This window comes from Microbacterium sp. NPDC057658, assembly GCF_042799975.1.
GTDB lineage: Bacteria > Actinomycetota > Actinomycetes > Actinomycetales > Microbacteriaceae > Microbacterium.
Window position 1 is genome coordinate 1,462,180 of sequence record NZ_JBHVHT010000001.1, and the last position, 22,348, is coordinate 1,484,527.

General features: G+C 71.7%; 20 protein-coding genes. 6 read left to right on the forward strand and 14 right to left on the reverse strand.

Annotated features, from left to right (window positions below; all coding sequences use genetic code 11):
• Window positions 1-15: 15 nt before the first annotated feature.
• From ACFU8V_RS06940 to ACFU8V_RS06950, 3 genes are read right to left on the reverse strand one after another with little or no spacing between them, the layout of a single operon-like run.
• On the reverse strand, window positions 16-1,659 hold the full coding sequence (locus tag ACFU8V_RS06940; protein WP_378869996.1) for an amidohydrolase: 1,644 nt from the start codon (window positions 1,657-1,659) through the stop codon (window positions 16-18).
• Between the two features lies 1 nt (window position 1,660).
• Window positions 1,661-2,500, reverse strand: coding sequence for a molybdenum cofactor biosynthesis F family protein (locus ACFU8V_RS06945; RefSeq protein ID WP_249520792.1), 840 nt, complete (start codon window positions 2,498-2,500; stop codon window positions 1,661-1,663).
• 39 nt (window positions 2,501-2,539) lie between these two features.
• Entirely contained in the window at window positions 2,540-3,994 is a 1,455-nt protein-coding gene (locus ACFU8V_RS06950; RefSeq protein ID WP_378869999.1) for an APC family permease, read from the reverse strand.
• 150 nt (window positions 3,995-4,144) lie between these two features.
• Between ACFU8V_RS06950 and ACFU8V_RS06955 the strand changes: the two genes are divergently transcribed.
• Both ACFU8V_RS06955 and ACFU8V_RS06960 read left to right on the forward strand, forming a co-directional pair.
• Window positions 4,145-4,987, forward strand: coding sequence for an SDR family NAD(P)-dependent oxidoreductase (locus tag ACFU8V_RS06955; protein ID WP_378870001.1), 843 nt, complete (start codon window positions 4,145-4,147; stop codon window positions 4,985-4,987).
• Between the two features lie 53 nt (window positions 4,988-5,040).
• Window positions 5,041-5,856: an SDR family NAD(P)-dependent oxidoreductase gene (locus ACFU8V_RS06960; protein ID WP_071327385.1), complete on the forward strand. Its 816-nt coding sequence runs from the start codon at window positions 5,041-5,043 to the stop codon at window positions 5,854-5,856.
• A gap of 7 nt (window positions 5,857-5,863) precedes the next feature.
• On the opposite strand, the gene ACFU8V_RS06965 is transcribed toward ACFU8V_RS06960, so the two are convergent.
• A complete protein-coding gene (locus ACFU8V_RS06965) occupies window positions 5,864-6,421 on the reverse strand; it encodes a TetR/AcrR family transcriptional regulator (protein WP_025103860.1) in 558 nt (185 codons plus the stop codon).
• A gap of 118 nt (window positions 6,422-6,539) precedes the next feature.
• On the opposite strand from ACFU8V_RS06965, the gene ACFU8V_RS06970 reads away from it, so the two are divergent.
• Window positions 6,540-7,574 carry an aldo/keto reductase gene (locus ACFU8V_RS06970; protein ID WP_378870006.1) on the forward strand — a complete coding sequence of 345 codons (1,035 nt, stop codon included), beginning with the start codon at window positions 6,540-6,542 and terminating at the stop codon, window positions 7,572-7,574.
• 27 nt (window positions 7,575-7,601) lie between these two features.
• Here ACFU8V_RS06970 and ACFU8V_RS06975 read toward each other — a convergent pair whose 3' ends face one another.
• The 8 genes from ACFU8V_RS06975 to ACFU8V_RS07010 all read right to left on the reverse strand — a co-directional run bounded on the left by ACFU8V_RS06975 (window position 7,602) and on the right by ACFU8V_RS07010 (window position 16,141).
• Window positions 7,602-8,252, reverse strand: a complete 651-nt coding sequence (locus ACFU8V_RS06975) for an HAD-IA family hydrolase (RefSeq protein ID WP_378870009.1) — start codon at window positions 8,250-8,252, stop codon at window positions 7,602-7,604.
• Between the two features lie 111 nt (window positions 8,253-8,363).
• Window positions 8,364-9,056 (reverse strand): ABC transporter ATP-binding protein, encoded by a 693-nt coding sequence (locus ACFU8V_RS06980; RefSeq protein ID WP_025103863.1) that lies wholly within the window; start codon window positions 9,054-9,056, stop codon window positions 8,364-8,366.
• Window positions 9,053-10,825 (reverse strand): ATP-binding cassette domain-containing protein, encoded by a 1,773-nt coding sequence (locus ACFU8V_RS06985; RefSeq protein WP_085606745.1) that lies wholly within the window; start codon window positions 10,823-10,825, stop codon window positions 9,053-9,055. Before ACFU8V_RS06985 ends, ACFU8V_RS06980 begins: the two co-directional genes overlap by 4 nt.
• Entirely contained in the window at window positions 10,812-11,672 is an 861-nt protein-coding gene (locus ACFU8V_RS06990) for a branched-chain amino acid ABC transporter permease (RefSeq protein WP_303708339.1), read from the reverse strand. The genes ACFU8V_RS06985 and ACFU8V_RS06990 overlap by 14 nt, the downstream gene beginning before the upstream one ends.
• A 116-nt stretch (window positions 11,673-11,788) precedes the next feature.
• Window positions 11,789-12,955 (reverse strand): ABC transporter substrate-binding protein, encoded by a 1,167-nt coding sequence (locus tag ACFU8V_RS06995; RefSeq protein WP_085606743.1) that lies wholly within the window; start codon window positions 12,953-12,955, stop codon window positions 11,789-11,791.
• A gap of 33 nt (window positions 12,956-12,988) precedes the next feature.
• Window positions 12,989-13,411: a nuclear transport factor 2 family protein gene (locus ACFU8V_RS07000; RefSeq protein ID WP_085606741.1), complete on the reverse strand. Its 423-nt coding sequence runs from the start codon at window positions 13,409-13,411 to the stop codon at window positions 12,989-12,991.
• Between the two features lie 159 nt (window positions 13,412-13,570).
• Window positions 13,571-14,359, reverse strand: a complete 789-nt coding sequence (locus ACFU8V_RS07005; RefSeq protein ID WP_378870016.1) for a MoaF C-terminal domain-containing protein — start codon at window positions 14,357-14,359, stop codon at window positions 13,571-13,573.
• Window positions 14,360-15,184: 825 nt separating this feature from the next.
• Window positions 15,185-16,141 carry a helix-turn-helix domain-containing protein gene (locus tag ACFU8V_RS07010; RefSeq protein ID WP_025103869.1) on the reverse strand — a complete coding sequence of 319 codons (957 nt, stop codon included), beginning with the start codon at window positions 16,139-16,141 and terminating at the stop codon, window positions 15,185-15,187.
• A gap of 104 nt (window positions 16,142-16,245) precedes the next feature.
• Here ACFU8V_RS07010 and ACFU8V_RS07015 point away from each other — a divergent pair, with 104 nt between their 5' ends.
• Window positions 16,246-17,388, forward strand: a complete 1,143-nt coding sequence (locus ACFU8V_RS07015; RefSeq protein ID WP_378870019.1) for a DUF998 domain-containing protein — start codon at window positions 16,246-16,248, stop codon at window positions 17,386-17,388.
• Between the two features lie 15 nt (window positions 17,389-17,403).
• On the opposite strand, the gene ACFU8V_RS07020 is transcribed toward ACFU8V_RS07015, so the two are convergent.
• Window positions 17,404-18,261, reverse strand: a complete 858-nt coding sequence (locus ACFU8V_RS07020) for a MurR/RpiR family transcriptional regulator (protein ID WP_025103870.1) — start codon at window positions 18,259-18,261, stop codon at window positions 17,404-17,406.
• 102 nt (window positions 18,262-18,363) lie between these two features.
• Between ACFU8V_RS07020 and ACFU8V_RS07025 the strand changes: the two genes are divergently transcribed.
• A complete protein-coding gene (locus tag ACFU8V_RS07025) occupies window positions 18,364-19,254 on the forward strand; it encodes a BadF/BadG/BcrA/BcrD ATPase family protein (RefSeq protein ID WP_025103871.1) in 891 nt (296 codons plus the stop codon).
• Window positions 19,244-20,176, forward strand: a complete 933-nt coding sequence (gene murQ / locus ACFU8V_RS07030) for an N-acetylmuramic acid 6-phosphate etherase (RefSeq protein WP_025103872.1) — start codon at window positions 19,244-19,246, stop codon at window positions 20,174-20,176. Before ACFU8V_RS07025 ends, murQ begins: the two co-directional genes overlap by 11 nt.
• Window positions 20,177-20,280: 104 nt before the next feature.
• Here murQ and ACFU8V_RS07035 read toward each other — a convergent pair whose 3' ends face one another.
• Entirely contained in the window at window positions 20,281-22,269 is a 1,989-nt protein-coding gene (locus ACFU8V_RS07035; RefSeq protein ID WP_374460561.1) for a primary-amine oxidase, read from the reverse strand.
• Window positions 22,270-22,348: the final 79 nt, after the last annotated feature.

Consider the following 22,348-nt stretch of genomic DNA (forward strand, 5'->3'; position numbering starts at 1 on the left):
TACGGCGCGTCGTGCTCAGCGCTCGTGCACCGTACGCCCGGCGAACCATGTCGAGACGACCTCGGTGTGCACGATCTCCTCCGCCGGTCCGCCGATCGCATCCCGTTCCAGGATCACGAAGTCGGCGGACTTGCCGGGGGTCAGGGAACCGGTCTCCGCGCCGAGTCCCATCGCCGTCGCGGCGTTGATCGTGAAGACCTCCAGCGCCTCCTCGGCGGAGATCGCCTGCTCCGGCCACAGCGTGCCCGCGGCCCGACCGAGCGGATCGGCGCGTGTCACCAGCCCCTGCAGACCCTCGAGCGTGTTCGGCGACTCACTCACGGGCCAGTCCGAGCCGCCGGCCACGAGGGCTCCGGCGTCGAGGAGGGCACGGTTGGGTTGGGAGTGCTCGGCACGCTCTCCCAGCACGTCCGCCAGCGCCTGAGGGATGACGCCCGGGTACCAGATGAACGGGGAGATGTCGGCGGAGACGTCGAGCGCCGCGAGCCGGGGGATGTCGCTCTCCGCGAGGAACTGCCCGTGCGCGATCTGCACCGGCGTCGTGAAGCCCTCCGCGCGCACGCGCGCGGTCGCGTCGAGCACGAGGCGCGCCGACCCGTCGCCGGTGCAGTGCACCTTGGCCCCGAGACCGCGGGCGGCGACGGCCCGCAGCCAGTCGGTGAGCTCGTCGAGGGTCATGGTCGTCTCGCCATGGAAGTGCGCCCCGTGCACCGGATCCGCCGGATACGGGTCGAGGAAGGAGGCGGTGCGTGCGGGCGGCACGCCGTCGAGGAAGATCTTCACGAAGTCCGGGCGATGGTGCGGCGTGCGGAACTCCTCGCCCCGGTCGAGGAGGGGAGCGCCGATGGGGTCGAATCCGAAGATCTCGTCGTTGATGAGGAGCGAGGAGACGACCCAGGCGTGCAGCTCGTCGGCGCGGTCGAGCCCGGCGAGTGCGGCGAGGATGTCGACGGAGACCCCCGCGTCCTGGAACGCCGTGATCCCGAACGAGTTCAGCAGCTCGATGCCGCGGCGGGACGCGGCGGCGTGCTGCTCCGGGGTGAGTCCGCCGCTGCGGTCATACGCCTCCTGCACCGGGATGCCGGCGGCCTCCAGGAGCACGCCGGTGGGCGTGCCGTCGTCGGGGTCGAGCAGCGTGACCCCGGAGGTCGGGATGCTGTCCGCCGTGATGCCGGCGAGCTCCAGGGCCCGGGTGCTGGCCCAGCGGTTGTGGCGGGAGTCCTCCATGAGCGCCACCGGTCGTCCGCCCGCCGCCTCGTCCAGCCGGCGCCGCGTGGCGGTGTTCGCCAGCGTCGGGAGCAGGGTCGTGGCCACGGCGCCGCCGACGATCCAGGCGTCCTCGGGCATGGTCTGCGCCTTCTCCCGCACCCGGTCGAGGATCTCGTCGAGCGTGAGGGAGGGGGCGAGCGACAGTTCGAAGAGCTCGGTCCGTCCGGCGAGCGCGTGGTGGTTGTGCACGTCCACGAAGCCGGGGTAGACGGCCGCGTCGCCGACCTCGACGACCCGCGTGCGGCGGCCCCGGAACGCCTCCACGTCGGCGCGGTCGCCGACGGCGAGGATCCGTCCGTCGCGCACCGCGAAGGCCTCGGCGCGCGGACGGGCGCGGTCGGACGTGCGGATCACGGAGCCGGTGACGAGGAGGTCGGCGACGTCGGTCATGTCAGGCGTCTCCGAAGGTCGCGGGCTCGAGCGCGGGCGTGTGGTGGGTGGTCGACAGCAGGCGGCCGTGCGCGCCGAACGTGAAGTGCGTCGGCACCTCACCGGTCTCGTCCAGACCGAACAGCACGCCGTGGGAGCGGATCGCGTTCACGTCGCGGTGGTCGGCGATCGTGACCGAGGCGCACGGGATCACCTTCTCGCGCCACGCGAAGACGTAGATCCCGGGGCGCACCTCCCACACACTGTTCTCGTCGGTGTCGGCGAGCCCGCGCTCCGGACCGGCCAGGCACTGCCACGAGTACCAGCGCGGGGAGAGGTACACGTGCTCGTAGGCGTGCTCCTCGCTGTAGACCCATTCCACGCGGCGCCCGATGAGCGTGGTCGTGGGGGCGGCCTCGGTGCCGGTGACGTCGGCGCCCTCGATGGTGCCGGGGGCGAAGTGGTGCTGCACCCGGGTGCGGCCCTGCTCGGGCGCGGGAAGGATCTCGGAGATCACCGCGAGGGAGCGTCCGTGCCGCAGGTCGACCACGAGCGAGACGGCCTCGTTCGGGAGGTAGCGGTGGTGGAACTGCACGAAGTAGAGCTCGTCGTCGACCTCGAACGCCTCGTAGTCGTCGGTGTCGGACGCCGCCTCGGTCGGGTCCTCGGCGCCGGGCTGGTACTCCCAGGCCACCGTCGAGTCGTCGAAGCGGTGGACGATGCGGGTGCCTCGGGCGTCGACGACGGCGATCTCGCGGCCGCTCAGGGCGGTGGTGTGCGGGGCCTTGTTGGCGTCGAAGCCGGGGGCGAGCCCTTCGAGCGGCAGCCAGGTGGAGGTGTCGGCGGGGTTGAGGGTCGTCATGGGGATTCCTTCCTTCGGAGAACGGGGTCGGCGCGGGCGTCAGCGGTCGCTGAACCGCTCCAGGTCGGTGGCGAGACCGTCGTAGACGGCGGGCTTGGCACGGCGGAGGTAGGCGGCGTAGACGATGCCGCCGATCAGCGCGAGCACGAGCAGCAGCGGCATCAGGCGGATCGCGAGCTCCTCGGAGCCGGCCACGATGTTGAAGTTCACGATCGCCAGGATCGAGATGGCCGCGATGCCGAGGAAGCCGATGCCCGGAGCGATGAACGTGCTCCACCACCGCGGGTCGCTCCGGCGCCGGAAGTACACGACGATCGAGATCGCCGCGAGCCCCTGCAGGATCAGCACGCTGAGGGTGCCGAAGCCGAGCATCGCGGGCACGAGTGTGACGATGGGATCGGCACCGGCGAGGGCGAACAGGATCGCCACGATCGCCGCGAAGCCGGCCTGCACGATGCCCGCGAGCTGCGGGGCGCCGTTCGGGCGGGTGCGGGCGAGGGCCTGCGGGAGGATCTTCGCGCGCCCCAGCGAGTACAAGTAGCGGGTGGCGGAGTTGTGGAAGGCGAGCATCGCCGCGAACAGGCTCACCAGGAGCAGCACCATCATCACGGTCGTGAGCGGTCCGCCCAGGTACTGCTGCGAGAGCGAGAAGATGAGGTCGCCCGTGGGCAGGTGCTCCAGCGCCGTGGCCTGCGCCTGCGCGACGCCGGTCGCGCTCACCACGGCCCAGGTCGTGACGCCGAGGATCACGCCGATCGCGATGATCGAGGTGTAGGTGGCCCGCGGGATCGTGCGCAGCGGCTGCTTGGCCTCCTCGCTGAAGAGCGCGGTGGCCTCGAACCCGAGGAAGCCGGTCGCCGCGAGCAGCAGGCCGATGGGCAGCGAGCCGGAGAACACGGCCTCCGGGCTGAACGCGGCGACGTCGTAGCCGGTCTGCACGAGCACCGAGATGTCGAACACGACGAGCATGAGCACCTCGAGCACGAGGCACACCCCGAGCACCTTCGAGCTGAAGTCGACGCCGATCCGGGCGAGCACGAAGCAGACGACGATCGACAGCAGGCCCCAGACGAGCCAGTGCACGTCGAGCCCGGTGAGGTCGCGGATGATCGTCTGCATGAAGAAGCCGCTGGTGCCGATCGTGCCGACCACGAAGAAGTTGTAGCCGAGCGTCGCGATGAGGCCCGCGACGAGTCCGCCGGTGCGGCCGAGGCCCTTCACGACGAAGGCGTAGAAGCCTCCGGCGTTCACGAGCTGCTTCGACAGCTGGGCGTAGCCGATCGCGAACAGCAGCAGGATGGCCGCGACGAGGAAGAACGACATCGGGGTGCCGCCGCCGTTGCCCAGCGCGATGGCGAGGGAGGCGACGACGACGATCCCGGTCAGCGGCGCCACGGCGGCCAGGACGAGGAAGACGATGCCCGCGACACCGAGGGCGCCGGGGCGGAGGGAGGTGTGGTGCGGCGTCGTGGGTGCGGAGGTCTGCTCTGCCACGTCGGCTCCTTTGCTCGGGTGACGGCCGTGTGGACACGGCATCGACGACGAGGGGAATCGTCGATAGAGCGAGTCTGCTCGCCGCCCCGTTCCGACGCTTGACCGTGAGCGAAGGACGATGGTGCCACCGCGCACACCCCGGCGTCGAGCGTGCGGGCCCTCCGCACCGCGGAGCAGGATGACCGGGACGACACCGCTGTCTCGTCGGCGCCGCGCGGCGCCGGGCTGCGGTCGGAGGATGCGATGGACCTGCAGCTCGACGGCACGACCGCCCTCGTCACGGGGGCTGCCTCCGGCATCGGTCGTGCCGTCGCCCGGGCGCTCGCCGCCGAGGGGGTGCGGGTCGCGCTGCTCGACCGGGACGCCGCCGCGCTCCGGGACGCGGCGGGGGAGGCCGGCATCGATCCGGTGCTGCTCGCCGCCGACGTCACGGACGAACAGCAGGTGGCTGCCGCCGTCGGCGCTGGTGTCCGCGCGCTGGGTGGTCTCGACGCGGTGGTCTGCTGCGCCGGGATCTCCGGCCCGGTCGGGACGCCGATCGAGGAGACCCCCCTGGAGGCGTGGAACCGCGTCCTCGCCGTGAACATCACCGGCGCGTTCCTCGTGCTCAAGCAAGCGATCCCGGCGCTCCGGGAGTCCGCCGCCGGATCCGTCGTGCTGCTCGCGAGCGACTCGGCTGTCGTGGCCTCCCCGGGCATGGCCCCCTACGCCGCGTCGAAGGCGGCGCTCGTCCAGTTCGGAAGGGCGCTCTCGGTCGACCTCGCCGGCACCGGGGTGCGGGTGAACGCGGTGTCACCGTCCATCGTCGACACCCCGATGAGCCGGGGCGACCTCGGCGCCGCGGCGTTCGACGAGCCCGCCTTCCCCGTGCAGAGCGCCGACGAGGTCGCCGTGCACGTCGCCTACCTCCTCTCCCCGCGGAGCCGGGCGGTCAACGGCACCACCCTCCTCAGCGACTTCGGGTACACCGCCCGGTCGGGTTTCCCCGCCTGACGCACCCGCGTCCGGCCCCACCGCGCACGCGCGCAGAACACACAGGAGCACACATGGCAACCGTGGTCGGATCGAGCGTCTCCGGACGCGTCGTCGTCATCACCGGAGGCGGCACGGGCATCGGCGCGGCGGTCGCGGAACGGTTCGCGGCCGAAGGGGCGCACGTCGTCGTGGTGGGCCGCCGCCCCGAGCCGCTGCACGAGGTCGAGCGGGCCGTCGGGGCGTTCCCCGTCGTCGCGGACGCGGCGGACACCGCGTCGGCGCAGGCCGCGATCGCCGAGATCCTCGCGCGGTTCGGCCGCATCGACGTTCTCGTCGCGAACGCCGGGGGACACGGGTTCTCGCCGGTCGCCGAGACCGACGACGCGAGCTGGGACGCTGCGATCCGCGCCAACCTCACCACCGCGTTCGTGATGGCGCGGGAGGCGCTGCCGGCGCTGATCGAGGCCAAGGGCCAGATCGTGGTCGTCTCCTCGCTGGCCGGTCTCTTCGCGGGGCCGTCGGTGGCCGGATACACGGTCGGCAAGCACGCCCTCATCGGCCTCACCCGGACGCTCGCGCGCGACTACGGGCGCCACGGCGTGCGCGTCAACGCGATCTGCCCCGGGTGGGTGCAGACGCCGATGGCCGACGAGGAGATGGACGAGTTCGCGGCGCACGCCGGTCTCGGCTCCCGCGAGGAGGGGTACGCGACGGTCACCGCCGACGTGCCGCTGCGCCGCCCGGCGCGGCCCGCCGAGATCGCCTCCGTCGTGCGGTTCCTCGGGTCGGGCGAGTCGTCGTACATCACCGGCGCCGTGATCGTGGCGGACGGCGGGTCGCACGTGGTCGACGTGCCGACCATCGCCTTCGACCACGCCGGGATGTAGCGCCGGGTCAGGGGCGGGCGGCGGCCGTCGCGCGGTAGCGGAGGCCGTCCACGAGCAGTCCGACCAGGGTCAGGCTCTGCTCCTCCGACCCTGCGGACTGGCAGAGGTTCGCCGCGGCGTAGAGCAGCTGCGTGGCGTCGACGTCGGCGCGGATGGTCCCGGCCGCTTCGGCGGCGCGCAGCAGGCCGTCGAGGGCGCCCCCGAGATGAGCCGTGAAGTACGCCGGCAGTGCCTCGAAGGCGGGGTCGCCGGAGTGCAGGGCAGCGGCGAGCCCCCGCTTGGTCGCGATGAACTGCGTGAACCGCTGCAGCCAGAGGGCGAGCGCCTCGTCGGGCGCGTGCGCGGCGGCGAGCTCGGCGGCCGCCTGCTCCGTGGCGTCCACGGCGGTGCGGAAGACGGCCACCACCAGATCCGAGCGCTGCGGGAATCGTCGGTACAACGTGCCCACCCCGACGCCGGCGCGGTCCGCGATCGCTCTCGCGGGTGCATCGACCCCGTCGGTGGCGAAGACCTCGCGCGCGGCGTCGATGAGGGCGTCGGTGTTGCGGCGGGCGTCGGCGCGCATGGATCCTCCGGGGGTTGCATAAACGGAACAGCGTTCCGTATGCTTCCGGAAGAGCGTTCCGCTTCGGTCAACGATAGGACACCGGACGACGGGATGCCAGCCACGAAAGGAACCGCTCATGCACTACCGCACCCTCGGCCGCACCGGCATCCGGGTCAGCCCCTTCGCGCTCGGCGCGATGATGCTCGGCACCGACGGCCGCATCGGCAACGGCGACGAACAGGACTCGATCCGGATCGTCCACCGGGCCCTCGACGCGGGCATCAACATCATCGACACCGCCGATCGGTACTCGCAGGGCGGGTCCGAGGAGCTCCTCGGCAAAGCGCTCATCGGGCGCCGCGACGACGTCGTGCTCGCCACGAAGTTCAACGGGCCGATGGGAGACGACCCCAACCGCCGGGGCAACTCCCGCCGCTGGATCATGCGCGCCGTCGAGGACTCGCTCCGTCGGCTCCGCACCGACCACATCGATCTCTACCAGGCGCACCGTCCCGATGACAGCGTCGACCTCGAGGAGACGCTCTCCGCCCTGACCGACCTCGTCCGCAGCGGCAAGGTCCGCGCGATCGGCAGCTCCGACTTCCCGGCCTCGATGCAGGTCGAGGCGCAGTGGACGTCCGAGCGCCGCGGGCTCGAGCGCTTCCGGACGGAGCAGCCGACGTATTCGATCCTCAACCGCGGCATCGAACGCGAGGTCCTCCCGGTCGCGCAGCGCTACGGCCTGGGGACGCTGGTCTGGAGCCCGCTCGCCGGCGGCATGCTGACCGGGCGGTTCCGGAAGGGACAGCAGACCGATCTCGCCAGGGCGACCATGTTCCGACACAACCAGGACGAGCGCCGGATCGACGCGGTGGAGCAGATCGTCGCCCTGTCCGAGGAGAGCGGCATCCGGATGACGCACCTCGCGATGGCCTTCGCGATCGCGCATCCCGGCGTGACCAGCGCGCTGATCGGGCCGCGGTCGATGGAGCAGCTCGACGACCTGCTGGAGGGCGTCGACGTGGCGCTGAGCGACGAGCTGCTCGACCGCATCGACGAGATCGTCCCGCCGGGCTCCGATGTCGGTCGTCTCGATCAGCAGTACAACCCGCCCGCGGTGCTCGAGCCGGTGCTCCGCCGGCGTCCGGCCGCCGACCGCTCCGCCGCCTAGTCGGCGGGGTGGTTCGGGCCCCGCGCGTCAGTCGATGCGGAGCTCGAAGCCCTCGTCGGTCGGGACCACGGCGACGTGCGTGAGGTCGTCGACGTGCACGGTCGGGGCGTGGGCTCCCGCGTGCGGACCGATGCCGATCACGCGCATGCCCGCCGCGTGGGCGGCCTGGATGCCGGCGCCGGAGTCCTCGAACACGACGCAGTCCGCAGGGTCGATGCCGAGGGTGCGGGCGGCGAGGAGGAAGCCCTCCGGATCGGGCTTCGAGGCCGAGACGTTCTCCGCGGTGACCGCGAGTTCGGGGACCGTGAGCCCGGCCTGGCCCATCCGCGCGGTCATGAGGGCGACGTTGGCGGAGGTGACCACCGCGTGCGGGAACGGCTGCAGCGCGGCGAGCAGCTCTTCGGCGCCCGGGATGCCGATCACACCGTCCACGTCGGAGGCCTCGGTGGCGAGCATGACCTCGTTCTCGCGGAGGTTGATCGCGTGGTCGCGCTCGGGGAGCAGGATCGCCATGCTCTGGTGCCCCTGGCGCCCGTGGACGGTGCGGAGCACGGTCTCCGGGTCGATCCCGTGCGGCTCCGCCCAGGCGAGCCAGAGGCGCTCCACGACGGCGGTCGAGTCGACGAGGGTCCCGTCCATGTCGAGGAGGGCGGCGCGGGCGTGGAGGATCTCGGTCACTCCCTCAGGCTAACCCCCACGCCGTCGACCCACCCCCTTTCGCACGCCCCGGCCCCCTGCGCACGCGCGCAAGGGGCCGGGAGGAACGCAACGGGGTGGATCGACGGGGAGTCAGCCCCCGAGGTAGGCGCGGTGGAGGAGGGCGGGGTCGTCTTGGAGGGCCTGCGGCGCGCCCTGGAACGACACACGGCCGCCGGCGACGACCACCGCCTCCTGCGCGAGACCGAGCGCGAGCTGCGTGAACTGCTCCACCAGCAGCACCGCCACCCCGGACTCCGCGATCGACGACACGATCGGCATCAGGCGCAGGAACACCACCGGCGCGAGGCCCAGGGACATCTCGTCGATGAGCAGCACCCGGGGCTTCGCCGCGAACGCCCGTGCCAGCACCACCATCTGCTGCTCCCCACCCGACAGCAGTGCCGTGGGGGAGTCGATGCGCTTCTCCAGCTCCGGGAACTGCGCGAGCACGGCCTCGATCTCCCCGGCGGTGCGCGCCGTGAGGGAGAGGTTCTCGCGCACGGTGAGCGACGGGAACACGGCCCGCCCCTGCTCGATGTGCACGATGCCGCGCCGGGCCCGCGCCACGCGGGAGAGCCGGTCGATCGGCTCCCCGTCCAGCAGGATCGACCCCGCCGAGTGCGGCGTCACGCCGGACACGGCCTCGATCAGGCTCGTCTTGCCCGCCCCGTTGGGGCCGACCAGGGCCAGGACCTCGCCCCCGGCGACCCGCAGTGAGACGTCCGAGATGACCGGCCCGGCACCGCGGCTCACCGTGACGCCGTCGAGCACCAGTGCGCTCATTTCAGCAGCTCCGTCTCTCCCATGTACGCCTTGACGACGTCGGGGTTCGCGAGGACCTCCGCCTGCGGGCCGCTCGCCAGGACGCGGCCGAAGTCGAGGACCGTGAGGGTCGGGCACACCGAGCGGACGAGGTCCAGGTCGTGCTCGATGATGATGAGGGCCACGCCGTAGCGCCCCGGGAGTTCGCGCAGGCGAGCAGCGAGCGCCAGATGCTCCTCGTGCGAGAGGCCGGCGGCGGGCTCGTCGAGGATGAGCAGGCGCGGGCGGGCGGCGACGTTCGCCGCGACCTCCACGAGCCGCCGGGTGCCGACGTCGACGCTCGAGAGGCGCGCCCGGGCCGGCGGGCACCCGAAGAACGCGAGGACCTCGTCGATGTCCGCCGCGGCGAGCCGCCGTCTGGCCACGAAGCGCACGTAGCCACCCACGGTCAGCGCCGGAGGCACGCGGTCCTGCTGGAAGGTCCGTCGCAGTCCGAGTCGCGCACGCCGGGTGGGGGAGAGCCCGGCGAGGTCGCGGTCGCCGAGGAGCACGCGGCCCTCGTGCTGGGGGAGGAAGCCGCTGATGGCGTCGACGAAGGTCGACTTCCCGGCACCGTTCGGACCGATGAGCCCCATGATCGAGGCGGCGGGCACCGTGAACGAGACGTCGTCGAGGGCCTTGAGCGCCCCGAACTGCACGGTCAGGCCGTCGACCGTGAGCACCGGGGCGCCGTCGAGGACCGCCTCGTCGACGGTGGCCGTCGTGGTCGTGGTGATCGCCGTCGCCTCGGTCCCCGCGTCGGGCGGGAGCGCCGTGAGCTCTGCGGTGGCCGTGCGCCGGTCGGCCCGTCGGTACAGGAGGTTGCGGATGCCCTGGCCGAGGTTCGTGCCGCTCGTGAGCGCCTGCACCCCCAGCACGCCGAACACGACGAAGCCCCAGTCCTGCGGCACGCCCCAGCGCTTGAGCAGCTCCGGCACGAGCACCCAGAGCAGTCCGCCGAAGATGGCCATGTCGATGAGGTGCGCGCCGGACATGATCGCCAGCACGTACAGGGCGAGGGACTGCAGCGGTGTGAAGCTCGAGGCGAAGGGGAGCTGCACCTGACCGGCGAGCAGCCCGCCGGAGATGCCGCCGAGGGCCGCCGACACCGCGAACGCCGTGAGCTTCGCGGTGCGCACGCTCTGCCCGGCCGCGGCCGTGCCCCGCTCGGAGAACGCGACGGCCTTCCAGCTCGCGCCCCACCGGCCGCGCTGCAGGAAGAACACCGCCAGGCCGCAGACGGCGAGCACGACGATGGAGAGGAAGAAGAACTCCCGGTCGCTCCCGAACAGCGCCGGGCGCTCGATCGCGATGCCGTCCGCGGAGCCGGGGAACTGGATCTGCACGAGCGTGACGTCGGCCGCCGCGGCGAAGCCGAGCGTCACCACCGCGAGGTTCACCCCGCGCAGCCGCAGGGCGGGGAGCCCGACGAGGATGCCGACGAGACCGGCCGCGACACCGCCGAGCACGAGCCAGACGAGGAAGCCGCCCGGCGCCTGCATCACGTTCAGCAGCGAGACGATCCACGCCCCGACCGCGGCGAACGTGAGCTGGCAGAGGGCGATCATGCCGGCCGAGCCGGTGACGATGCCGAGGCCGAGGATCGCGATCGCGGCCGTGACGGCGCTGATCGCGAGGAAGACGAAGTAGCCGGGAAGGGCGGCGCTGAGGAGCGCGCCCACGCCGATGCCGACGACGGCGACGGCGAACGGCCAGGTGATCCGGAACCAGGGGCGGTCAGCGAGCGGCATCCCACACCTCCTTGCGTTGCGTCCACAGCAGCAGGACGACGATGAACAGGAACGGCAGGAAGTTGCGCACGAGCGCCACTTCGTCGATCTGCGCGACGAGTCCGCCGAGGACGCCGAGGACCAGCCCGCCGACGACGGCGAGGTCGAGCCGGCGGAAGCCGCCGAGGAGCGCGGCCGCCGCAGCCGGGACGATGAGCATGGACAGGCTCGTGGCGTCGTTCGACTGCGAGGGCGCGACGATGATGATCGCGATGGCGCTGATGATCCCAGTGACGAACCAGACGGCGATCGACAGCGGCCGGGAGCGGATGCCGAGCAGCTCCGCCGTGGTCGGCCGCTCCGAGAGCGCGCGCAGCTGGGTGCCGACCCGGGTGCGGCGCAGCACGATGCGGACGGCGACGGCGGTGACGACCGCCATCGCCACCGTCGCGACGGTGACCTGGCTGATCACCACGCCGCCGAAGGAGAACGCGGGGCCGGCGATGATCGGGGTGAAGGGCTGCGGCTTGTTGCCGAACAGGATGAACGACAGGGAGATGAGCAGCAGGAGCGGTCCGACCGTCATGGCCGAGCGGGTCGTCGTCGAGGCCTCCGACAGCCAGGTCGCGGCGATGAACCCGATCGCTGCGGCGAGCACGCCCGCGACGAGGACGCCGAGGATCGAGCCCAGCCAGATGGGCAGCCCGATCTCGCGGACGAACCACACGGCGGTGAAGGCCCCGAACATGCCGGTCGCGGCCTGGGCGAAGTTCACCACGCGCACGAGGCGCGACATGAGGGTGAGGCAGACGCCGAGGACGGCGTAGAGGCCGCCGGCGGCGAGACCGGCGATGGCGCCTTGGAGCATGAGGCGTCCTTTCTGGTGAGGGGCCCTTCGACAGGCTCAGGGACCCAGATGTGGGTCGCTGAGCCTGTCGAAGCGCGGGACCCCGGGTGGGTCGCTGAGCCTGTCGAAGCGCGGGACTATTCGCCGATCCGGAGCCAGTCGTCGGCGACCTTCTCCCAGGCGTTCGTGCCCGACTTCAGGATGATCGGCCAGCCCGCGGTGTTCTGCGTGCCGAAGGCGTAGGGCGTGCCCACCATCGGGTTCTCGATCGGGTCCATGCCCTTCAGCGCCTCGGAGACGCTCTCCCGGGTGATGTCACCGTCGATGCTCTTCAGCACCTCGATGAAGTACGTCGCCGCGAGGTAGCCGCCCTGGCTGAACGAGGTGAGTGGGATGTCGTTCTCCTCCATCAGCGCCCGCCAGTCCGCGTTGATGTCGCTGTCGTCCGTGAACGGGTAGAACTCGGCGGGGACGTAGATGCCGGCACCCGCGTCGTCGATCGCGTCGGCGAAGTTCTCGCTGTAGACGCTCGTGAGGTAGAGCCAGGTCACGTCGTCCCAGCCCTGCGCGTTCGCGGCCTTGACCTGTCCGATCGCGTCGGGCTCGACCGGGTTGATCGCGAGGGCCTTGCAGCCCTGATCGCGCGCCTTGACGATGTAGGGCGTGTAGTCGGAGGCGCCGTACGGCACGGTGTCGTCGACGTACTTCGGCTCCTTGCCCGTGATCTCGGTCCAGGTGTCGATCGCCGCCTGGTAGGTCGGACGGGTGGAGCCGGCGATCTCCAGCAGGATGCAGATGTCGTCGAGTCCGAGCACCTCGGAGCCGTACTGCAGCGTGAGGGTCATGTCGTTGAACGGGCCGACGTTGGCCGGCGAGATGTTCTCGCTGTCGAAGCAGCCCGTGTCGACGCCGATGCCGGGCACCGAGAGGATGCCCTCCTGCTCGTAGTACTTCGCGTTGATCTCGCACTCGATGAGGCTCGCGGAGCCCACGAGTGCGACGGCTTCGTCGCTGCCCACGATCTCCCGCGCCGAGGCGGTGGCCGTGGCGGGGTCGCCCTTGTCGTCGAGCATCTTGTACTCGATCTTTCGGCCGTCCAGGCCGCCTTCCTTGTTGAACGCGTCGAAGACGGCGGCGGCCGCCTGCGAGGCCTCCGGGAACGTCGCCGGACCGCTGATCGTGTTCACGGAGCCGACGACGATGGGGGCGCCCTCGCCCCCGGCTCCGTCGCCACCGGCGCAGCCGGCGAGAGCGAGGGCGGCCACGGCGATGACCGCCGCGGTGCCGGATGCTCGTCTGTTCATGTGCTTCCTGCCTCTCCTGTTCGGGTCGTGCTGTCAGCTCGAAGGCTGGGTGTCGGTGCTCGTCGACGGTGCGCGCAGGGCGCGGTTCACGAGCTCCGTGTCGGTGAACTGCTCGAAGGCGACGATCTCGCCGCCCGCCACGCGCCAGACGTGGGCCACCCGGGCGGCGAAGAACCGCCCGGTGCGCTTGTAGGTGCCGGAGTATGTGCCGATGCCGACCACGACATCGCCGCCGTCGACGACCTCGTCGATCGCGACGGTGTAGTCGTCCCACTCCTCCTGGATGCGGCCGAAGACGTTCTCGGCGACCGCGTCCGGGCCGATGTAGGTCCCGGCGTAGGGGAACCCGGCGGCCTCCGTCCACTCGATGTCGGCCGCGAAGGGCGCGAGCATGCCGTCCAGGTCGCCCCGGTCGTTCGCGGCGTAGTGGTCGCGGATGAGGTCTGCGTTGCTCATGTGCTCTCTTTCGTTCCGGGGCCCTGTGCCCGTCGAGGGTGGGTCCCTGCGCCTGTCGAAGGGTGGGTCCCTGCGCCTGTCGAAGGGTGGGTCCCTGAGCCCGTCGAAGGTTGGGTCCCTGAGCCTGTCGAAGGGTCGAAGGGTCGAAGGGTCGAAGGGTCAGACGGGCTGCGCGTCGGGGTAGGCGACGGCGCCCAGGGGGTAGATGTGCCCGCCGGCGCGGGAGTGCTCGGACTCGCCGTCGCCGTTGAGTCCGAGGAAGATCCCCGTCGTCATGAGCTGGTAGCCGAGGTCGTGGAGCCAGACGCTCGCCACCGCGATCCGGAACTCGCGGAAGCAGAACAGGTAGAGACCGTCCGCGAACTTCCACACCGTGGAGAGGTCCATGTCGCCGTGACCGCGCTGGACGCCCTCGAGGCACTGCCACGCGTAGCGCTGGCTGGAGACGTAGACATGCTCGTACAGGTGGTGGGGGCTGTAGCGGTAGACGTTCCGCTTGCCGATGAGGTCGCGGCTCGGACCGGGGACCTCTCCGGTCGCGGGGCCGGCGTCGGTGGTCGCGGCCCAGAAGTCCTGCCCGACCTGCGGCGTGCCCTCGACGGCCTCCGCCGCGATGCGGGAGCGGATGACGGTGGCGCGGTGGGTCGTGGTGGAGAAGACGACGGTGAGGGCTTCGCGCTCGCGGGTCTCGAAGGGGATGTTCACGAAGACGACGTCGTCGCGCACGCGGACCGCGTCGTACGGGTCGCGTCCCGAGGAGCCCAGTCCCTCCCAGGTCACGGAGTTTTCGTCGAAGCGGAGCGCGAGCGTGGTGTCGTCATCGAGGGTGAGCGAGAGCGCGGTTCCGGCGAGCGTCGTGCTCGGCAGGCGGAAGGTGTCGATGCCCGCGGCGAACTCGTCGTACGTGCGCCATTCGTCCAGAGCGGGGTCGGTGGAGATGTCGGTCATGAGGGTCCTGACGTCGCACACGGCGGGGCCTCGTCGCCCCGGGCACCGCGTCGTCGCGATGCGCTTGCCTCATGCTCCGGCCGGCCCGGGGGAGCCCTCAAGCGCGCGGAGTCCATCCCGCACCGACAGTCAACCGGCGTGCCCTCCCGGGCAAGTCCCGCCCCCGCGGATGCCCCGTACCGGTTCCGTCCCCACGGCAGCTCCGCCCTCCGGTCCCGTCCCCGGATCCGCCCCCAGCCCTCCGTGCGGGATCAAGGCGCCCCTGCCGGACGCGTTTGGCGTGCGTTCCTGATCCCGCACGGGCGTCCCGCCTGCGGCCGCCCCGGCGCGGGACGGAAAACGCCCCTCCCGGACGCGGATGGGGTGCCTTTCTGATCCCGCACGCGGGAGTCAGTCGTGTCCTCTGGCGCGCGGGAGTCGCGCTCTTCCGCGCACGGCGTGCCTTTCATCGGAGCGGGATCGAAAACGTCCCTGCCGGACGCGGGTGAAGTGCGTTCCTGATCCCGCACCGGCGTCCCGCGTGCGGCCGCCCCGGTGCGGGACGGGAAACGCCCCTGCCGGACGCGTATGAGGCCCGTTCCTGATCCCGCACCCGAACGCGGTGTACCTCCGGTGCACGGGAGTCGTGCCCTTCCGTGCAGGGCGTGCCGCTCGTCGGTGCGGGGTCGAAACTGCACCTGCCAAGGGCGTCAGGGGTGCGTTCTTGATCCCGCGCGCGGGGCGGGGGACGGTGCGGGATCAGGAACGTGCGCGGGGCGAGCGCTGGCGGGGCGGTTTTGATCCCGCGGGCGACGGGGACGACGGGAAGAACGGGGGACAGGGGGGTCAGTGGGTGGCGCGGTACTCGCTGGGGGAGACGCCGAAGGCGGTCTTGAACGCACGGCTGAAGTGCGCGGCGTCGACGAAGCCCCAGCGAGCGGCGATCGCGGCGACGGGGCGGTCGGCGAGCATCGGGTCGAGGAGGTCGCGGCGGCACTGCTCCAGGCGGCGGGTGCGGATCCACGTCGACACGGTCACCCCCTGCTCCTGGAACAGACCGTGCAGGTGGCGGGTGGAGATGAAGTGCGCGGCGGCGATGGAGGCCGGACCGAGGTCGGTGGAGGCGAGGTTGCGGTCGATGTGCGCACGGATCCGCTGCATGAGGGCGCGGTGCGGGTCGGCGGAAGCCTGGTCGAGTCCGAGCTCCCGCGTGAACACGGTGGTCACGAGGTCGAGGGCGCTGTGCGCGAGCCGAGCCCCCGTCGTGCCGGCGAGCTCGTCGAGGTTGCCGGCGAGCTGCGTCAGGTATGGCACGACCATGCCGCCCAGCCCCTCCTGCCCGGAGATGCGGACGGCCGTGAGCTGCCCGATCATGTCCGCGGGCAGGCTGATGAGGTGCTTCGGGAACATGACCACCATGGTGCGGAAGTCCTGATCGAAGACGAGGGAGTACGGGCGATCGGTGTCGTAGACGGCGAGGTCGCCCGGCTGCAGCACGGCCTCGCGGTCGTCCTGGATGAGCAGCCCGGTCCCGGCGAGCATCAGGCTCACCTTGAAGTACGAGCGGTCGCCGCGGGCGATGAGCTCGGTGGTGCGCTCGACGACGTGCGAGGTCGCGCGGATGTCGTTGACGTGGACCTCGTCGACGGCGGCGCCGCGGATCACGCCGCGGAACTGGTCGGCGCCCGCGGAGGACACCTGCAGGGGGACGAACGACTCGGAGACGGCGGCGCGGAACTCGCTGATGTTGCGCGCGACGAGGGTCGACACCGATTCGGCGGGGGTGGTGAGGGCACCGTTCATGACTGATCACCTCGGGCTGGTGGGAACGACGACGTTGTATACGATCCGTTCCGCGATGCTACCACCGGCGACGGCCGCGCGGGGTGCCGTCTAGGATGTGGTCCGTGAACGGCGGGATGATGTCGACGGTGGGGCAGCGGATCCGGCACGTGCTCCGTCAGGTGCGTGGACCCGCCACCTCGGACGCGGTGTTCGAGGCAACGGCGCTGATCGTCGGCGCGGCGTTCCTGCTGGTGGGTTTCCTCGTGGCCCTGCCGGTGTTCTGGGGGCACCAGCTCTCGATCAGCGGCACCGGATCGATCGGCATGTTCGCGGCGTACGGCGGTGCGATCGCGGCCGCGCTCGCCTTCGCTCTGGGGCGCCTCGCCGTGCGGGCTCCGGAGCCCGACCCGTCGGTCGCGAGGGACGGATTCGCGGTTCCCGGTGACCGGCTCCGCTGGTACGACCTCGCCGCCATCGCGTTCGGGCACGCCGCGATCGCCTACCTCGGCTGGCTCGGCATCGCGCAGCTCCTGGAGCAGAGCTTCGTCGACGCCCCGGTCTTCCCGTTCCCCGGGGCGATCCTCGTCGCGGTGGCCTTCGCACTCACCGGCTACGTCGCCTTCCTCAGCGCCGTCGCACTGACGCCGACCGTGCTGTCGCTGGTGCTGGCGGTGTTCCTCGTCGTGGGTGCGTTCGCGGCGATGCTGGCGTCGAGCGACGTGCACTGGTGGCGCGACAACCTGTCCGCGCTGGGCATGAGCAGCAACAGCGCCTCGGTGGCCTTCAACGTGACCCTCATCATCGCGGGGATCATGGTGACGACCATCTCCCGCTATGCGACCGCGGGGCTGGCCGTCGACGACCCGGTCGACCGCCGCGGCCGGACGATCGTGCGCGGGGGCCTCATCCTCATGGGGATCTTCCTCGCGTGCGTGGGCATCTTCCCGGTGGACGAGTTCTTCGGCCTGCACAACACGGTCGCGACGGGCATGGCGGTGGTGTTCGCGGTGATCGTCGTCGGCCTGCCGTGGTTCGTGCGCAGCATCCCGCGGGTGTTCGTGGGACTCGGCTGGGCGTACGTGCTGGTCATCGTGCTGCTGGGGGCGTTCTTCGCGGTCGGCTACTACAACCTCACGGCGGTCGAGCTCATCGCGGCCGTGCTGATCTTCAGCTGGATCATCGTGTTCCTGCGCACCGCCGGCACGATGGGACCCTCCACGACGCGCGCGGATGCCCGTGCCACCCCGGAGTCGGCGCTCGACTGACGGGGCGAGGCGTCGTCAGTCGCGGAGGAGGCGCGTCGCCTGACGCGTGCGCTGCAGGGCGTCGACGGTCTCGGCGTACCGGCGCTTGGCGACGCCGATGAACAGGCAGTCCACGAGGGCGAGCTGGGCGATCCGGCTCACCATCGCCCCGGCGCGGAAGGTCGACTCGCGCACCTCGGTGAACAGGGCGTGGTCGGCGACCTGGGCGAGCGGGGAGTCCTTCACGGAGGTGACGGCCACCGTCGTCGCGCCGTTGGCGACGGCGGCTTCGAGGAACCGCACCGTCTCGATGGTCGACCCGGCGTGCGAGAACCCGATAGCGACGGTCGTGCCCACGGGGAGCACGGCGGCGGCGATCGCCTCGTGGGGGTCGGAGAGGACGTGGGCGTTGCGGCCGACGCGGAGCAGCTTGTGCGCGAGGTCCTCCGCGACGAACTGGCTGGCGCCGATGCCGTACAGAAGGATGCGGTCGGCGCCGTCGATGGCCGCGACCGCCGCCGTCAGCACGGCGAAGTCGAGCTGTCCGACGGTCTCCTCGATCGCGAGGAGTTCCAGGGCGGCGAGCTTGGAGACGGCCTCCTCCAGGGAGTCCTCGTCGGAGATCTCGGAGCCGTAGGCGCCGCGGGCGGAGAACTGGGCGGCCTCCTTGCCGAGCTCGGTGGCCAGGGCCATGCGCAGCGGCGCGTATCCGGTGAAGCCGATCGCCCGACAGAATCGGACGACGGACGCGACCGAGGTGTGGCACTCCGTCGCGAGCTCGCTGATCGTCTTGTCGATCACGAGGCTCGGGTTCTCCCGCACGGCGGCCGCGACGCGGGCCAGGGACGGGGGCAGGGTCGCAGCGGCGGCTTCGATCGTCGACTGGATGCTCACGGTATCCTCCGGAACGGCGGAACGGGATGGTAAATTCTTTTCAGCGAGTCTACGTGTTGTGTAGTCGCTTTTCTTTCTTTCCGCCGGATCCGAGGAGTGCCGATGAGCGAGACGACCGCCACCGTCGACCTCGGCAAGTCCCGCTGCCGCCTCGTCGTGCACGGCGCGACGGCCGGGGAGCGCTCCGGGCTCGGAGCCCCGGGCCTCGCCGCGGCGGGCGGAGTGGAAGCGGCGCTCACCGCGATTCTCCCGCTGCTCGACGACGTCGGGCGCATCGACACGCTCGGCGTGGGGGCGGCCGGCGCCTGGTTCGCCCCGGAGGCGGCCGCGGAACTCGCCGCCGCGCTCGCCGCACGGACCGGCGCACGCGTGGCCGTGGCGTCGGACGTGGTCACCGCTCATGCAGGCGCTCTCGACGGCGCGGCCGGCGTGCTGCTCATCGCCGGCACCGGAGCCGTGGCGCTGGGCGTCGACCCCTCCGGAGCGCGTCTGGTCGACGGCTGGGGCCCCGAGCTGGGCGACTTCGGCAGCGGATCCTGGCTCGGCCGGGAGGCGTTGCGCGCCGTGCTCCGTGCCCACGACGGGCTGGCCGCGCCCACCGCTCTCACCGCGGCGCTCGCCGCCCCCGTCGGCCCGCCCTCGGCCGTCCAGGCCTGGCTCGCCGCAGACGGAGCCCTCGCCCGCCGCCTCGCGACCCTCGCGCCCCTCGTGCTCGCCGCGGCCGCAGACGGCGACGCGGTCGCCATCGGGATCGTGGACGAGGCCGTCCGGCTCCTCGCGGCGACGACCGCTGCGGCCGCCGGCGCGACAGCGGACGTCGTGTTGCACGGCGGCCTCACCGACCACGACGGCTTCCGCGCCACCCTGACCCGCGCCCTGGAGACGAGCGGCCACCGCGTCGTCCGCGCGCGAGGCGGCGCCATGGACGGGGCCCTGCTGCTGACCCGTCGCCTCGACCTCCCCCATGAAAGGTTCGTGCACCGTGCCGAATGACCCCCGTTTGACCACCCTCCTCGCCGAGCTCGCGGGCCTCGACACCGAGGCCTCCACCACCGAGCGCGGCGACCTCGACCTGCTGAGCACGACCGAGCTCGTCGAGCGCATGAACGCCGAGGACCGGCGCGTGCCCGAGGCCGTGGCCGGTCGCGCGGCGGAGATCGCGGCGGCGGTGGACGGCATCACGGAGCGGTTCCGCCGCGGCGGTCGCCTCATCTACATCGGTGCGGGCACGGCCGGCCGCATCGGCGTGCTGGACGCGAGCGAGTGCCCGCCCACCTTCGGCACCGACCCGTCGATGGTCGTGGGGCTCATCGCGGGCGGGGAGACGGCCATCCGCTCGGCGGTGGAGAACGCGGAGGACGACGACGAGGCCGCGGCCCTCGCTCTGCGCGACCTCGACCTCACCGACCTGGACACGGTGGTGGGGATCTCGGCATCCGGCCGCACGCCCTACGTCATCGGCGGGCTGCGGTACGCCCGGGGCCTCGGCGCGCTCACGGTGGCGATCGCGTCGAACGCCGGGTCGGCGATCGGCGCGGAGGCCGAGATCGCGATCGAGGTCGTCACGGGGCCGGAGTTCATCTCGGGCTCCACGCGGCTGAAGTCCGGCACGGCGCAGAAGCTCGTCGTGAACATGCTGACGACGCTCTCGATGATCAAGCTCGGCAAGACGTACCGCGGGGTCATGGTCGACCTGCTGGCGACGAACGAGAAGCTGCACGCCCGCTCGATCCGCACGGTGTCGCAGCTCGCGGGCGTCGACGTCGACGCCGCGTCCTCCGCGCTGGAGGCCGCGGACGGCTCCGTCAAGCTCGCGCTGCTCCTGCTCGCGACCGGAGCGTCCGCCGAGACCGCCGCGGCGGCACTGGCGGACGCCGACGGCATCCTTCGCGACGCGATCGCCGCCCTCACCTGAGTCGGTCGTCGCTCTCCCCGCGGTGGGGGATGCGAAAAGCTCCTGCCCGGAGCCATCGGGGCACCTTTTCGCACCCGCGACGGCGTGGCACCGCCGGACGCTCGCTAGTGGCTGCAGGCGCAGGAGTCGCCGCCGCCGCAGCAGGAGGTCGCCGTCGCACCGCCGTGCGCCTGGGAGGACTCCGGCACGTCCATGGCCGGGTTCTGGTCGAGGAAGCCGTAGGGCTTGAACCAGAATCCCGCGTAGTCCACGGGCATGATCGGCCAGTCCTCCGGCCGGGGGAAGTGCGTGAGCCCGAAGGTGTGCCACAGCACCATGTCCTCGCCGTCGATCCGGCGGTCGTCGGCGGTGTACTCCGGGAGGCCGGCGCCGCCCTGGTGCGCGTTGGGATAGCGCCCGGCCGGCCAGATCTGGCCGTGCTCGTACCGGGTCGCCCAGAGGTGCTTCGTGGCGAAGGCCGCGCGCGCCGCGACGGACGACGCGGGGTCGGCCATGAGCAGGGCGGTCGGCTCCGGCACGAGGTGATAGGCGGTCGGGCGGCCGACGTGGTTCGTCCGCGAGGCGCTCTGCACCTCCCACACCCGGGCGACGGAGGAGTCGGCCTCGCGCTGGGCGGCGTGCTCGGTCTCCAGCACCGTCTCCGACCAGGTGAACGCGTTGCCGAACGGGTTGTCCGGCCCCATCGACACCCGCTGCGCATCCACCTCGACGAGGCGGTTGTCCTGGCCGTCGATCGCCACGTCGAGGCGCGCGCAGAACAGGTGCTGATGGACCGGGGCGAAGACGCCGGGGGCGAGTTCGGTGGCGTGCTTCTGGCGGACCCCCGGCTCTCCGGCACCGGCGAACACGATGCCCGTGGCCTTGGCGATGACCTCGATCGAGCCGTCCAGGCCGAAGTTCCAGTAGAAGCCGTAGTCGTAGTTGCCGATGGTGGAGAAGTACGAGACGACGAAGCGCCGCGAGCGCCGCACGTCGGAGCGCCCGGAGAGGTCGGTGTGCTTCCAGAGGATGCCGTAGTCCTCCTCGTGCATGCAGATCACGTTCGGGATGCGCACCGGGTGGCCGTGGTCGTCGGCGACGTAGCCGTCGAGGTACCGGATCACGCCGAGGCAGTCGCAGCCGAGCTCCAGATGGTTGGCGTTCTTGCCGAGGAGGTACTCGCCCGCGTCGAAGTAGCTGATCCAGAAGCGCCCGGGGGCGGTGTCGCCGTAGGGGACGACCATCTCCGGCACGCTCGCCCGGTGCAGCACGGAGCGCCCCTGGAACGACACGTCATGCAGGACGAGACCCTCGCGGGCGTTGAAGCCCACGCGCATCGACCAGCCCTCCCACTCGACGAGCGAGCCGGACACGCCGAAGCTCGGCCCCTCCGGCTGGGTGATCTCGATAGGCTTCAGCGTCGTCCGCGCCGCGCCCTGCACCTCCGGGTAGTAGTTGCCGTGTCCGGCCGGGACCGGCACGTCGCCCTCGTCCTCGACGCGGATCACGCTGTCCGTGGTGAGGTCGATGTGCACGATCAGCCCCTCGACGGGGTGCGCCCACGGGGAATCCTGCTCGTCGTATCGGAGGAAGGTGAGGGACCGGATCACGCGGCGGCCCACCTCGTCGGCCCGGCCCGTGTGGCCCGGGGCCAGGGGGGAGCAGAAGGCGAGGGCCATGTGGTCCGTCAGGCCGCGACGGCGCATGGCCGCCTGCCATTCCGGCGAGGCCTTGGCGATGGCCTCGGCCCGCTCGTACTCCTCGAACAGGTACTGCGGCTGGCCGTAGGGCGGGGCGTCGTTGGGCACCCGGTCCTGGCGCACGACCTCGCCGCGGGTGATCGAGACGATCACCTCGGTCGCGACGCCGGTGGCGGTGTCGAGCAGCGTCACGTCCACCCGGCGGTCGATGGGGGAGCCGGGGCGCCAGGCCGCGAGCTCCTCCTTCGTGGCTTCGTCGGGGAGCAGCATCGGCACGCGGGTGGTCTCGGTGAGAAGACCTGCCGCGTCGAGGATGCGGCGCGCCGCGGCGATTTCGGCGCCGGTGAGCGGATCGAGCGGATGCGGAGCGGCGATGGGCTCGAGGGAGACGGGCTGCGGGGAGTGCGGGGACATCGTTGACCTCACTATTTTCGAGCGAACGCTCAAGAAACGGGTTGGCACGATGATACGACGGCGTGCACGGGTGCACAAC